The sequence below is a fragment of the Streptomyces sp. WMMB303 genome, assembly GCF_029351045.1.
In the GTDB taxonomy this organism is placed as follows: Bacteria; Actinomycetota; Actinomycetes; order Streptomycetales; family Streptomycetaceae; genus Streptomyces.
Genome location: NZ_JARKIN010000001.1, coordinates 6450206 through 6462454, shown reverse-complemented (window position 1 = coordinate 6462454; position 12249 = coordinate 6450206). Strand labels below are relative to the sequence as shown.

The 12249-nt window shown below is 73.6% G+C and carries 14 protein-coding genes; 13 read left to right on the top strand and 1 reads right to left on the bottom strand.

What is annotated here, in order from left to right:
- The first annotated feature begins 144 nt into the window (after positions 1-144).
- Positions 145-1386 (top strand): sensor histidine kinase, encoded by a 1242-nt coding sequence (locus P2424_RS28135; RefSeq protein WP_276478474.1) that lies wholly within the window; start codon positions 145-147, stop codon positions 1384-1386.
- A gap of 97 nt (positions 1387-1483) precedes the next feature.
- A complete protein-coding gene (locus tag P2424_RS28130) occupies positions 1484-2164 on the top strand; it encodes a response regulator transcription factor (protein WP_276478473.1) in 681 nt (226 codons plus the stop codon).
- A gap of 69 nt (positions 2165-2233) precedes the next feature.
- Here P2424_RS28130 and P2424_RS28125 read toward each other — a convergent pair whose 3' ends face one another.
- Positions 2234-3355, bottom strand: coding sequence for a DUF5937 family protein (locus P2424_RS28125; RefSeq protein WP_276478472.1), 1122 nt, complete (start codon positions 3353-3355; stop codon positions 2234-2236).
- A 163-nt stretch (positions 3356-3518) separates the two neighbouring features.
- On the opposite strand from P2424_RS28125, the gene P2424_RS28120 reads away from it, so the two are divergent.
- From P2424_RS28120 to P2424_RS28070, 11 genes are all read left to right on the top strand, one after another.
- Positions 3519-3791 (top strand): hypothetical protein, encoded by a 273-nt coding sequence (locus tag P2424_RS28120; RefSeq protein WP_276478471.1) that lies wholly within the window; start codon positions 3519-3521, stop codon positions 3789-3791.
- A 65-nt stretch (positions 3792-3856) separates the two neighbouring features.
- The gene (locus P2424_RS28115) at positions 3857-4906 is read left to right on the top strand and encodes a DUF2520 domain-containing protein (protein ID WP_276478470.1); all 1050 of its coding nucleotides are present in this window, start codon (positions 3857-3859) and stop codon (positions 4904-4906) included.
- The gene (gene panC / locus P2424_RS28110; RefSeq protein WP_276478469.1) at positions 4903-5781 is read left to right on the top strand and encodes a pantoate--beta-alanine ligase; all 879 of its coding nucleotides are present in this window, start codon (positions 4903-4905) and stop codon (positions 5779-5781) included. The genes P2424_RS28115 and panC overlap by 4 nt, the downstream gene beginning before the upstream one ends.
- Positions 5778-7577 (top strand): L-aspartate oxidase, encoded by a 1800-nt coding sequence (locus P2424_RS28105; protein ID WP_276478468.1) that lies wholly within the window; start codon positions 5778-5780, stop codon positions 7575-7577. Before panC ends, P2424_RS28105 begins: the two co-directional genes overlap by 4 nt.
- Positions 7574-8590, top strand: coding sequence for a carboxylating nicotinate-nucleotide diphosphorylase (gene nadC / locus P2424_RS28100; RefSeq protein ID WP_276478467.1), 1017 nt, complete (start codon positions 7574-7576; stop codon positions 8588-8590). The genes P2424_RS28105 and nadC overlap by 4 nt, the downstream gene beginning before the upstream one ends.
- On the top strand, positions 8590-9387 hold the full coding sequence (locus P2424_RS28095; RefSeq protein ID WP_276478466.1) for a type III pantothenate kinase: 798 nt from the start codon (positions 8590-8592) through the stop codon (positions 9385-9387). Before nadC ends, P2424_RS28095 begins: the two co-directional genes overlap by 1 nt.
- A 130-nt stretch (positions 9388-9517) precedes the next feature.
- Positions 9518-10249 (top strand): hypothetical protein, encoded by a 732-nt coding sequence (locus P2424_RS28090; protein WP_276478465.1) that lies wholly within the window; start codon positions 9518-9520, stop codon positions 10247-10249.
- Between the two features lie 184 nt (positions 10250-10433).
- On the top strand, positions 10434-10604 hold the full coding sequence (locus tag P2424_RS28085) for a hypothetical protein (RefSeq protein ID WP_276478464.1): 171 nt from the start codon (positions 10434-10436) through the stop codon (positions 10602-10604).
- 122 nt (positions 10605-10726) lie between these two features.
- Entirely contained in the window at positions 10727-11137 is a 411-nt protein-coding gene (locus P2424_RS28080) for a BlaI/MecI/CopY family transcriptional regulator (protein ID WP_276478463.1), read from the top strand.
- A gap of 9 nt (positions 11138-11146) precedes the next feature.
- Complete coding sequence (locus P2424_RS28075; RefSeq protein ID WP_276478462.1) at positions 11147-11671, top strand: amino-acid N-acetyltransferase; 525 nt, start codon at positions 11147-11149, stop codon at positions 11669-11671.
- A 159-nt stretch (positions 11672-11830) separates the two neighbouring features.
- Positions 11831-12169, top strand: a complete 339-nt coding sequence (locus P2424_RS28070; protein ID WP_019355671.1) for an Lsr2 family protein — start codon at positions 11831-11833, stop codon at positions 12167-12169.
- Positions 12170-12249 lie beyond the last annotated feature (80 nt).

Below are 12249 nucleotides of genomic sequence, written 5' to 3'. Positions count from 1 at the left end.
GACGGGCCGGCCCGGACGACGGACCCGGGCCGGTCTCACCGCTGGTGCGGACCCCTGTCCTCCACCTTGCGGAGTAGGCGGGCGGCCCGGGATCGGCCGTCCGGTTGACCTCCGCACGTGCCTGCCCTGCATACGCTTAGTTACGTGAATCGGCTCTACGACTTCATCCGCAGGCACCCCACGTGGGTGGACAGCCTCTGGGCTGTGTTCCTGCTGATGCTGTCGTCGCTGTGGATCGTCGCGAGCGTGTCGACACCCCCGGGCCCGGACGCCGCCGACCCGCTGCCGCGGGGTATCGGCCAGCAGATCGCCATCGTCCCGATCTCGCTCGCGCTGAGCCTGGTGGTGGCGCTGCGGCGGCGGGCGCCGGAGAAGATGCTGCTGCTGGCCACCGGTGCCGGCGTCGCGCAGGTCGTCGCCGACGTGGGCCCGTTCCCCGGCAACTTCGCCTTCCTCGTCATCCTGTTCACCGTCGCCTCCCGGCACACCCGCTGGGCCTCCCGCTGGGCGCTGGCCGGGGCGCTGCTGGCCCCCACCATCAGCACGCTGCGCTGGCCCAGCTCGCCGCACAATCCGACCGCCGACATCTTCGGCACCCTCTTCATGACCCTGGCGTTCGTGCTGGCCTGGGTGCTCGGCGACTCGCTGCGCACCCGCCGTGCCTACTACCTGGAGCTGGAGCAGCGCGCCAGGCGGCTGGAGAAGGAGCGCGAGGCCCAGGCCAAGGTGGCGGTGGCGGCGGAGCGCGCCCGGATAGCCCGCGAACTGCACGACGTGGTGGCGCACAACGTCTCGGTGATGGTCGTCCAGGCCGACGGTGCCTCCTACGTGCTGGACGCCTCGCCCGACCAGACCCGGATGGCGCTGGAGACCATCTCCGGGACCGGCCGCCAGGCCCTCGCCGAGATGCGCCGGCTGCTGGGCGTGCTGCGCAGCGGCGACACCGCGAAGCGGGACGGGGACGCCTATGTGCCGCAGCCCGGTGTCGAGCAGATCGCCGACCTCGTCGAGCAGGTGCGCGGCGCCGGTCTGACGGTCGACTTCAGGGTGGAGGGCGACCCGCACCCGCTGCCCAGCAGCGTCGAGCTGACCGCGTACCGCATCGTGCAGGAAGCGCTGACCAACACCCGCAAGCACGGCGGTCCGCACGTGGGCGCTACGGTGCAGCTCTGCTACCGGGACGACGAGCTGTCGGTGCTCGCCGAGGACGACGGCCGCGGCGCCCAGCGCGAGCTGTACCGGGACGGCGGCGCCGACGGCCTCGGACACGGGCTGATCGGGATGCGCGAACGCGTCGGCATGGTGGGGGGCGCGCTGGAGGCCGGGCCCCGCTCCGGCGGCGGGTTCCGCATCCGTGCCGCCCTCCCCCTCAAGGGCGCGGACTGACGCCGCCCCCGGCGGGTACCGCCCGGCCCGCGCCCCGGGTCCGCCCCCACCGTCCACCGACCTGCTGCCCGAGCCGAGAAGAACCCGAGGACCTGCCATGACCATCCGTGTGATGCTCGTCGACGACCAGGCGCTGCTGCGCACCGGATTCCGCATGGTGCTGACCGCACAGCAGGACATGGAGGTCGTGGCGGAGGCGAGCGACGGCGCGGAGGCGCTGGCCGTGCTGCGGGAGCAGCCGGTGGACGTGGTGCTGATGGACGTGCGGATGCCCGGCGTCGACGGCGTGGAGGCCACCCGCCGGATCTGCGAGGGCGGCGAGGGCGGGCCGGGCGACCCCAAGGTGCTGATACTGACCACCTTCGACCTGGACGAGTACGCCTTCTCCGCGCTCAAGGCCGGGGCCAGCGGTTTCATGCTCAAGGACGTCCCGCCCGGCGACCTGCTGGCCGCGATCCGGGCCGTGCGCAGCGGGGACGCGGTCGTCGCCCCCAGCACCACCCGGCGACTGATCGACCGTTTCTCCTCCGTGCTGCCCGCCTCGTCCTCGGAGCCGGTCGCCAAGGAGCTGCGCCGTATCACCGACCGCGAGCGCGAGGTCCTCACCCTGATCGCGCAGGGCCTGTCCAACAGCGAGATCGCCGCCCGGCTGGTGCTGTCCGAGGCCACGGTCAAGACCCACGTGGGCCGCATCCTGGCCAAGCTGGAGCTGCGGGACCGGGTGCAGGCCGTGGTGCTGGCATACGAGACGGGTCTGGTGCGCGCCGGGAGCCAGTGAGGAGCCCGGCGGCCGCGGACGGCCCGGCGGTGCACCGTCACCGTCGGGAGGGGGCGCGGCCGGGCGCGGTCAGCGCAGCACCGTCTCCAGGAAGTCGCTGCCCAGCCGGCCCACCACTTTCAGGTCCAGCTGGTACTGGACGTACCGGCCCCGCCGCTGCGCGGTGATCAGACCGGCCTTCTTCAGCACGGTCAGGTGCCGGGAGATCTCCGGGGAGCTGACCGAGTGGTGGTCGGCCAGTTCGCCGGTGGTGTACGGGCCGCGGGCCAGGCTCCGGCACAGCTGCATCCGCATGGGGTGCGCCAGCGCCTCCATCCGCAGCTTGAACCGCTCGACCGACAGCGGAACCGACAGCTCCCGCGACGCCAGCGGATAGTGCACGACGGGCCGCCAGCCGTGCCGGTACAGCACCATCAGATGCGGCCACTGGTGGACGGACGGGACGAAGGTCACCCCGGGGCCCACCGCCGGGTCGACGGCCGTGGTGCGCCCGCTGACGAGCTTGTCCACGGCGATGACCGAACCCCGCTCGTCGGTCGACAGCGATGCGGAGACGGCCTCCAGGGTCGCCGCCAGCCCGCGGCGGCGCAGCAGTTCTGTCTTCTGCCGCGCGTCCGCCGCGAGCTGGCCGCGCACCCGGTTCCAGGTGTCGGCGAAGAACGCCTGCTCGCAGTCCTCGAACAGGCGCCGCACCCAGGCCCGTACGGCGGGCGGGTCCTCCAGCAGCCGCTCGGTGAACCGGCGCTGCTGCGGACCCCGTGCGGCGGCCAGTTCGACCGCCCGGGTGCGCAGCGCCGCGTCCGTCAGCGGCGAGAGCCCGGCAGCGGCCGCGTAGTCGGCGCCGCAGGTGAACTCCAGCGCGGTGGTGACGAACTGCTCGTCGTTCAGCTTGTCGACCACGTCCAGGTCCTCGGCGAGCGTCGCCCCGGGCTGGACGGCGGCGTCACCCAGCCCGGCGAAGCCCATCAGCAGGTCGGAGAACGTCGTACGCCACAGGAAGTCCGCCTCGCACAGCCGGTCGGCGAGCTCCGGCGCCAGGGAGGCGTTCACGGCGGTCGCCCAGTTGTGCGCCCGGGGATGGTGCCCGGGCTCGGAGAGGGTGTGCAGCGCGGCGCCCAGCTCCGCCAGCGGGGAGGGGGCGAAGACGAGGCGCTCCAGCGGCAGCCCGGCGATGTCGATGGTGACGCTCATGCCCCCATGGTGCCTCCCCGGCTGGACGCCGCCCCTGCCGGAACCCCCCTTTCCGCTGCGGCTTCTTCCCCGATTGACCGGGGCCGTCAATCCACGCCGGGTCGATTGACGGCCCCGGTCAACCCGCGTGCTCCGGCTGCGGCGGCGCCGCACCGTGGTGCGCATGGCACTCATGGATCAGTACGCGTTGGACAGCTGGCGGCTCGGCTCCCACGGTCAGGCACCGCCCCCGGCACCCGGCAGCCACGAGGCGAAGCTCCTGCGGGCCTGGTGGGTGGCCCGCCGGGAGGCCAGGCAGGAGCTCGGGTCCGGGGGCGCCGCCGCGGACCGGGCCGCGGCGCCCTCCGCCGGCCCGCGCGCGGACCGGGACGGGGCACGGCAGCGGGCCTCCCGGACGGCACCCCGGCCCCTCCGGCGCCGGGCGCGGAGGGCTTAGCATGGCGTGGTCTCGTCCGGTACCGGCCACTGAGCGGACCGGAACGCATACGGAAGGCCGCTTTCGTGAACGCACACCACTCCCCTCCCCCGGACGGCACCGGGGACGCCTCCCGGCCCGGCGCCGGGAGCAGGCCCGAGCCCGCGGCCCCGGCCCGCGCCGAGGACCGCCCGGCGCGGCTGTCCGTGGGCGTCGTCGGCGCCGGACGGGTCGGCCCGGCGCTGGCCGCGGCGCTCCGGCTGGCCGGGCACCGCCCGGTCGCGGCCTCCGGGGTCTCGGACGCGTCCCGCGGCCGGGCGGCCGAGCTGCTGCCCGGCGTGCCGCTGGTGGACCCGGCCGAGGTGCTGGCCCGCTCCGAGCTGGTCCTGCTGACCGTGCCCGACGACGCGCTGCCGGACCTGGTGTCCGGTCTGGCGCGGACCGGTGCCGTGCGCCCCGGCCAACTGGTGGCGCACACCTCCGGCCGGTTCGGCGTCTCGGTGCTGGAGCCCGCGCTGCGGGCCGGGGCGCTGCCGCTCGCGCTGCACCCGGTGATGACGTTCACCGGTACGGCCGTCGACGTGCAGCGGCTGGCCGGGTGCGCGTTCGGGGTGACCGCGCCGCAGGAGCTGCGGCTGGCGGCCGAGGCCCTCGTCATCGAGATGGGCGGCGAGCCGGAGTGGGTCGCCGAAGAAGCCCGTCCGCTGTACCACGCGGCCCTCGCCATCGGCGCCAACCATCTGGTCACGCTGGTCAACCAGTCGATGGACCTGCTGCGGGCCACCGGGGTGCAGGCTCCCGACAGGATGCTGGGCCCGCTGCTGGGGGCCGCCCTGGACAACGCGCTGCGCTCCGGTGACGCCGCGCTGACCGGCCCGGTGGCCCGTGGGGACGCGGGCACCGTCGCGGCGCACGTCGAGGAGCTGCGGCGCAGCGCTCCGGAGACGGTGGCCGGATATCTGGCGATGGCCCGCGCGACCGCCGACCGGGCCCTGGCGCACGGCCTGCTGCGGCCCGAGCCCGCCGAGGCGCTGCTGGGCGTGCTGGCGGCGGCGGGCGCACCCGGCGGCGACCCCCCGGACGACGGCCGGGACGACGACCCGGGAGAGGGCCGGGACGGGGAGGCGGGCGCATGACGCCGCGAGTCGTCGGTACGGCTGCCGAACTGCGCGCCCTGGCGCGCGTGGGCGACCGGGCCGTCGTCATGACCATGGGCGCGCTGCACGAGGGCCACGCCGCGCTGGTGCGCGCGGCCCGGGACCGGGTGGGTCCGCAGGGCCAGGTCGTGGTGACGGTCTTCGTCAACCCGCTGCAGTTCGGCGCGGGCGAGGACCTGGACCGCTACCCGCGCACCCTCGACGCGGACCTGCAGGTCGCCGGGAAGGAGGGCGCGGACGTGGTCTTCGCGCCGTCCTCGGCCGAGGTCTACCCGGGCGGCGAGCCGCAGGTGCGGATCTCCGCGGGGCCGATGGGCGAGGTGCTGGAGGGCGCTTTCCGGCCCGGGCACTTCGACGGGATGCTCACCGTCGTCGCCAAGCTGCTCCACCTGACGGCACCCGATGTGGCGTTCTTCGGGCAGAAGGACGCGCAGCAGCTCGCCCTCGTCCGCCGGATGGTGCGGGACCTCAACTTCCCGGTGGAGATCGTCGCGGTCCCCACCGTCCGCGAGCACGACGGTCTCGCCCTCTCCAGCCGCAACCGCTTCCTGAACGACGCGCAGCGCGTCGGCGGCCTGGCCCTCTCCCGCGCCCTGCGCGCCGGTGAGCAGGCCGCGCCGCAGGGCCCGGCGGCAGCCCTGCGCGCCGCACAGCAGGTGCTGGAGCCGGCCGCCGGGCAGGGCCTGGACGTGGACTACGTCGCGCTGGTCGACCCCGAGGGGTTCGCCGACGTCACCGACGAGGCACGGCAGGGCGACGCCGTGCTCGCCGTCGCCGCCCACGTGGGCACCACCCGGCTGATCGACAACGTCCCCCTGCACTTCGGCCACTCGAACCTCGGAGAAGCCCGATGACCGCCCACAGCCGGCCCCCCGAAGCCGTCGGACCCGGCATAGCCGGCACCGCGCTGCCCGCGCCCGCCCCGGGCTGGACCCTCGACGCCGATGTGGTCGTCGTCGGCTCCGGGGTCGCCGGGCTGACGGCCGCGCTGCGCTGCGCGGCAGGCGGCGGCCGTACCGTCATCGTCACCAAGGCCCGGCTGAACGCCGGATCGACCCGCTGGGCCCAGGGCGGCGTCGCCGCCGCGCTGGGCGAGGGCGACAGCCCGGAGCAGCACCTGGACGACACCCTGGAGGCGGGTGCCGGACTGTGCGACGAGCATGCGGTGCGCACCCTGGTCACCGAGGGTCCCGCGGCCGTACGGCGGCTCATCGCGGCGGGCGCCGATTTCGACCGCTCCGCCGACACCGGTGAGATCGCGTTGACCCGCGAGGGCGGCCACCACCGCAACCGCATCGCGCATGCGGGCGGCGACGCGACCGGGGCCGAGATCTCCCGCGCGCTGGTCGAGGCCGTACGCGAACAGGGCATCCGCACCGTCGAGAACGCCCTCGTCCTCGACCTGCTCAAAGACGCCGACGGTCACACTGCGGGCGTCACCCTGCACGTGATGGGCGAGGGGCAGCACGACGGCGTCGGCGCCGTCCGCGCCCCCGCAGTCGTACTGGCCACCGGCGGCATGGGTCAGGTCTTCGCCGCGACGACCAACCCCGCCGTCTCCACCGGCGACGGCGTCGCCCTCGCACTGCGCGCCGGCGCCGAGGTCTCCGACCTGGAGTTCGTCCAGTTCCACCCGACGGTGCTCTACCTCGGTCCGGACGCCGAGGGGCAGCAGCCGCTCATCTCCGAGGCCGTGCGCGGCGAGGGAGCCCATCTGGTGGACGCCGACGGGGTCCGCTTCATGCAGGGCGCCCACCCTCTCGCCGAGCTGGCGCCGCGCGACATCGTCGCCAAGGGCATCACGCGGCACGCCGCGCAGCAGGGCACCGATCACATGTATCTGGACGGCCGGCACTTCGGCGCCGCCATGTGGGAGACCCGCTTCCCCACCATCCTGGCCGCCTGCCGCGCCCACGGCATCGACCCGGTGACGCAGCTCGTCCCGGTCGCCCCGGCCGCCCACTTCGCCAGCGGCGGCATCCGCACCGATCTGACCGGCCGCACCACGGTCCCCGGCCTCTACGCCTGCGGCGAGGCCGCCTGCACCGGCGTCCACGGAGCCAACCGGCTGGGTTCCAACAGTCTGCTGGAGGGTCTGGTCTTCGCGGAGCGGATCGCCGAGTCGGTCCTGGGGTCGGCGGCCGGCTCCGGGCGGGCGCTCCCGGCACCGCCGTCCGACAGCGGTGGAACGGCGGGCCACGGCGGTGGGCCCGCGGGCATCAGCGGCGGGGCAGGGGCCACCCTCCTTCCGGCCACCGCCCGCACCAGCATCCAGCAGATCATGACGGCGGGTGCCGGAGTGCTGCGCAGCGCCCGCACCCTCTCCGCGGCCGCCGACCGCCTGAGGGCCCTCCCCGGCACGGCAGCCGGGAAGCCTCCCGAGCCGGGCGTCGACACCTGGGAGACGACCAACCTCCACCTGGTCGCACAGGTCCTGGTGGCAGCGGCCCTCCGCCGCGAGGAGACCCGAGGCTGCCACTGGCGGGAGGACTTCCCGGACCGCGACGACGAGGAGTGGTCCCGCCACATCGTCGTGAGCCTCGGCACCGGCCCCGAAGGCGCGGCACAGCCCGACGCCCGCTTCACTCTCCGTACCACCCGGACGACCGCCTTCCCGCCGGTTGTCGCCCTGCCCAAGGAGCAACAGTGACCGACGACCTCCCCCTCCTGCAGATCGGCCGGGGCCCCTCGGCGCCGTCCGAGGGCGGTGGCTGCGGCGACGGCTGCGGCTGCTCGGCCGAGCCGGAACCGGACGGGCTCGACCCGCTGGAGTGCGGCCTGGACCCCGATCTGGCGCAGCTGCTGAGCGACTCCGGCCTGGATCCCGTTCAGGTCGAGGACATCGCCCACCTGGCGGTCGAGGAGGACCTCGACCGCGGTGTGGACGTCACCAGCGTCGCCACCATCCCGGAGGAGGCCGTCGCCACGGGCGACTTCACGGCCCGGGAGGCGGGCACCGTCGCCGGGCTCCGGGTCGCCGAGGCGGTCCTCTCGGTGGTGTGCACCGACGAGTTCGAGGTGGAGCGGCACGCGCTGGACGGGGACCGGGTGGTGGCCGGGCAGCGGCTGCTGACGGTCCGCACCCGCACCCGTGACCTGCTCACCGCCGAGCGCAGCGCCCTCAACCTGCTGTGCCGGCTCTCCGGGATCGCGACCGCGACCCGCGCCTGGGCGGACGCGCTGGAGGGCACCGGGGCGCGGGTTCGCGACACCCGCAAGACCACGCCGGGGCTGCGTGCCCTGGAGAAGTTCGCGGTGCGCTGCGGCGGCGGTGTCAACCATCGGATGTCCCTGTCCGACGCGGCGCTGATCAAGGACAACCATGTGATCGCCGCGGGCGGGGTGGCCGAGGCGTTCGCGCGGGTGCGCGCGGAGTTCCCGGACATTCCCATCGAGGTGGAGGTCGACAGCCTCGACCAGATCCCGCCGGTGCTCGACCAGGGGGCCGATCTGCTGCTGCTGGACAACTTCACCCCGGGGACGACCGCCGAGGCGGTCACCCTGGTGGCGGGCCGGGCCCGGCTGGAGTCCTCCGGGCGGCTGACCCTCGCCAACGCCGCCGAGTACGCGGCCACCGGTGTCGACTACCTCGCGGTGGGGGCGCTCACCCACTCGGCGCCGGTCCTCGACATCGGCCTGGACCTGCGGGAGGAACAGCGCTGATGCTGCTCACCATCGACGTGGGCAACACCCACACCGTGCTGGGCCTGTTCGACGGCGAGGAGATCGTCGAGCACTGGCGGATCTCGACGGAGGCGCGCCGGACGGCGGACGAGCTGGCCGTGCTGCTGAACGGGCTGATGGGGATGCACCCGCTGCTCGGCGAGGAGCTGGGCGACAACATCGAGGGCATCGCCATCTGCTCGACCGTCCCCTCCGTGCTGCACGAACTGCGCGAGGTCACCCGCCGCTACTACGGGGACATCCCGGCAGTGCTGGTGGAGCCCGGCGTCAGGACCGGTGTGCCGATCCTGATGGACAACCCGAAGGAGGTCGGGGCCGACCGGATCATCAACGCGCTGGGGGCGGTCGAGCTGTACGGCGGCCCGTGCGTGGTGGTCGACTTCGGCACGGCCACCACGTTCGACGCGGTCTCGGCGCGTGGCGAGTACGTCGGCGGCGTCATCGCACCGGGTATCGAGATCTCGGTGGACGCGCTGGGCATGCGGGGTGCGCAGCTGCGCAAGATCGAGATCGCGCGGCCGCGCAGCGTGATCGGCAAGAACACCGTCGAGGCGATGCAGGCGGGCATCGTGTACGGGTTCGCGGGCCAGGTGGACGGGGTCGTCAACCGGATGGCGGCGGAGCTGGCGGACGATCCGCAGGACGTCACCGTCATCGCGACCGGTGGGCTCGCCCCGATGGTGCTGGGCGAGTCGACGGTGATCGACGAGCACGAGCCCTGGCTGACGCTGATCGGCCTCCGGCTGGTGTACGAGCGCAACGTCGAACGGGCCTGAACGCGGCCAGTGCGAGGGGCGGGCGGTGCCCGCGGACCCCGCGGGGTCCGTGCGGCGGGTGGTCCGGAGTCGCCACGCCGTAAATCAGGCAATACGTACATTTACCCCCCGCGCCCTCTATCGTCGCCGCATGCCCACGCCATACGGTTCCCGAGGCGGCGTGGCGTTCGGCCCGCACGAGCTGCGTGTGCTCGGCGGCGCTCTCGCCATCGCCCTCCAGTCCGACCCCGCACCCGAGCGGGTCCAGGAGTACCTGCGGCTCGTCCGGGCCGTGGACGAGGCGATCGGTGAGGGTGCTCGGCTGCGCTCCTTCGTGCGCGCCGATCTCGCCCGCCACCGCGCGGCACTGCCCGGCGCCGCGGCCGGTTATCTGGAGCAGTTCGAGGACGCCCTCGCCGCCGGGTACCTCCCCGCTCCCGCCGACCTCGCCGCGCTCCGCGAGCTGTGCGCCCAGCCCGTGGGCCCGCGCGAGACCGCCCGCCGCACGGGCCTGCTGCAGCGCGCCGAGGAGGCTCGCGTGCCCCGGCTGCCCCGGCCGCAGGACGGCCGCCAGGAGGCCCGGGTGCCCGCTGTGCGGGGGGCCGGCGAGCAGGAGGACGGCGACGGGCCGGAACCGGCGCCCCGGCGGCCGGGCAAGCCCGCACCCGGTCCGGCCGAGCCGCCTCCCGCCGAGCGCCCCGCCACCCCCTCGCGCCCCGTGCCCACTCCCGCCGAGGTCTTTCCGCCCCGGCGCCGCCGGACCCCGCCCGAGCCCCCGAGTGAGCCGCCCACGGAGCCGGACGCGGAACCGGGCACCGAACAGCGGTCCGCCGGGTGCCGTCCGCGACAGGCCCTTCTGGCGCCCCGCGCCGTCCCTGCGTGACGCGGTAGCCGCCGGCGGCCCGCGCCGCCGGGACACCCCGCCCCGTCCTGCTTCTCCGTCCCGCCTCTCCGCCCTGCATTGCGCACGGTCGTCCGGCCTCCGCCCCGCCGCGGCCCCGCCCTGCCGGTCCGGCCGCGGGGGGCGGCGTTACCCTGGGGGCTCCGTTCACCGAGGAGGCCCTGGCATGGACTACGTCGCCGCACTGACCCCGCCGCTCGTGATGGCGGTGGCCTTCACGGCGCTCATCGTGACGATCGTCAGGACCCAGGGCGGCGCGAACAAGGCCAAGGAGGACGGCATCGTGGACGCCGCCGCCGCGCGCGCCGAGGCGGGCGGGCGGCAGCGCCGGAGCTGAGCCCCGGGGAACCTCTCGCGCCGGACGTCCGGACTCCGGGCTCCGGATCCCGGCCTCCGGTGCACCCCGCCCACCGTCCGGGTAATTTCCTCGATTCGGACATTTTCCACTATTGTTCTTCTGTGCCGAGGCCATTGGGAGAGTTGGAAGACGCCGTGATGACCCGGGTGTGGCGCTGGAACCGCCCGGTGACCGTCCGGGAAGTCCTCGAAGATCTCCAGAAGGAACGCACCGTCGCGTACACGACGGTGATGACCGTAATGGACAACCTGCGCCAGAAGGGCTGGCTGCGCCGGGATCAAGAAGGTCGCGCCTATCGTTATGCAGCCGTCTCCACCCGGGCCGCATACTCGGCCGCTCTCATGCATGAGGCGTGGTCGGCCAGTGACAACCCCGCAGCCGCTCTTGTCGACTTCTTCGGGATGATGTCCCCGGAACAGGCCGAGGTGTTGCGGACCGCCTTGCGAGTCGCACATCTGAACGGTATCCATCTCGATCCCCCCGCTGCGGGCGGCGAGACCGAGGATCGATAGCGTCCGTTCATGACAGAACGCGCACCGCTATCCGAGATCACCATCCGCAGGGCCCGCACGGCCGATGTCCCGGCGGTGCGCCAGTTGCTCGACGCCTACTCGCGCGACCGCATCCTGCTCGACAAAGCCACCGTGACCCTTTACGAGGACATCCAGGAGTTCTGGGTGGCGGAACGGGACGCGGACGCGGAAGTCGTGGGCTGCGGCGCGCTGCACGTCATGTGGGAAGATCTGGCGGAGGTCCGGACCCTGGCCGTGGACAGTTCCCGGCGCGGAACCGGCGTCGGGCATCTGCTGCTGGAGAAGCTTCTGCGTACCGCCCGCTGGATCGGGGTGCGGCGCATTTTCTGCCTCACCTTCGAAGTCGAGTTCTTCGCCAAGCACGGCTTCACGGAGATCGGCGAGGCGCCGGTGGACGGTGATGTCTACAGCGAGCTGCTGCGTTCCCCCGACGAGGGCGTGGCCGAGTTCCTCGGTCTCGAACGGGTGAAGCCCAACACCTTGGGCAACAGCCGGATGCTGCTGCATCTGTGAACCGGGGGCGAAGGCCCGGCACTATGTCCGAAAGATCCCGCCAATCCCAGCGGAGCCGACGGTCAAACTCGGCACAGGGTTTGTGTTTCCCGGAGAAAAGCGGTTTGCTTTCCACGTCGGTATCTGTAATCCGTTATCCAGGACGAATGGGAGTAGCAGGTGGCACAGAAGGTTCAGGTTCTTCTTGTCGACGACCTCGAGGGCGGCGAGGCGGACGAGACGGTGACGTTCGCGCTGGACGGTAAGTCCTACGAGATCGACCTCACGACCGCTAATGCGGACAAGCTCCGATCCGCTCTGGAGCCCTATCTGAAGGGTGGCCGGCGCACCGGCGGCCGTTCCTCGCGTGGAAAGGGGAGCCGCTCCGGATCGGGTTCCAGCAGCAGCCAGGACACCGCGAAGATCCGCGCGTGGGCCAAGGAGCAGGGTTACGAGGTCAATGACCGCGGCCGTGTTCCGGCCAGCATTCGCGAGGCGTACGAGAAGGCCAACGGCTGAGGCGTCCCGGCTCACGGGCCGACCCTGACCCCGATGGCCGTCCCGGTTCGGGAGGCCCCCTCGTGGCGGCCTCCCCAGGG

Bases quoted from the DNA above. Each gene is read 5' to 3' on its own strand.
- P2424_RS28130 (WP_276478473.1), top strand. From the start codon at position 1,484: ATGACCATCCGTGTGATGCTCGTCGACGACCAGGCGCTGCTGCGCACC.
- P2424_RS28125 (WP_276478472.1), bottom strand. From the start codon at position 3,355: ATGAGCGTCACCATCGACATCGCCGGGCTGCCGCTGGAGCGCCTCGTC.
- P2424_RS28120 (WP_276478471.1), top strand. From the start codon at position 3,519: ATGGCACTCATGGATCAGTACGCGTTGGACAGCTGGCGGCTCGGCTCC.
- panC (WP_276478469.1), top strand. From the start codon at position 4,903: ATGACGCCGCGAGTCGTCGGTACGGCTGCCGAACTGCGCGCCCTGGCG.
- P2424_RS28105 (WP_276478468.1), top strand. From the start codon at position 5,778: ATGACCGCCCACAGCCGGCCCCCCGAAGCCGTCGGACCCGGCATAGCC.
- P2424_RS28095 (WP_276478466.1), top strand. From the start codon at position 8,590: ATGCTGCTCACCATCGACGTGGGCAACACCCACACCGTGCTGGGCCTG.
- P2424_RS28090 (WP_276478465.1), top strand. From the start codon at position 9,518: ATGCCCACGCCATACGGTTCCCGAGGCGGCGTGGCGTTCGGCCCGCAC.
- P2424_RS28085 (WP_276478464.1), top strand. From the start codon at position 10,434: ATGGACTACGTCGCCGCACTGACCCCGCCGCTCGTGATGGCGGTGGCC.
- P2424_RS28075 (WP_276478462.1), top strand. From the start codon at position 11,147: ATGACAGAACGCGCACCGCTATCCGAGATCACCATCCGCAGGGCCCGC.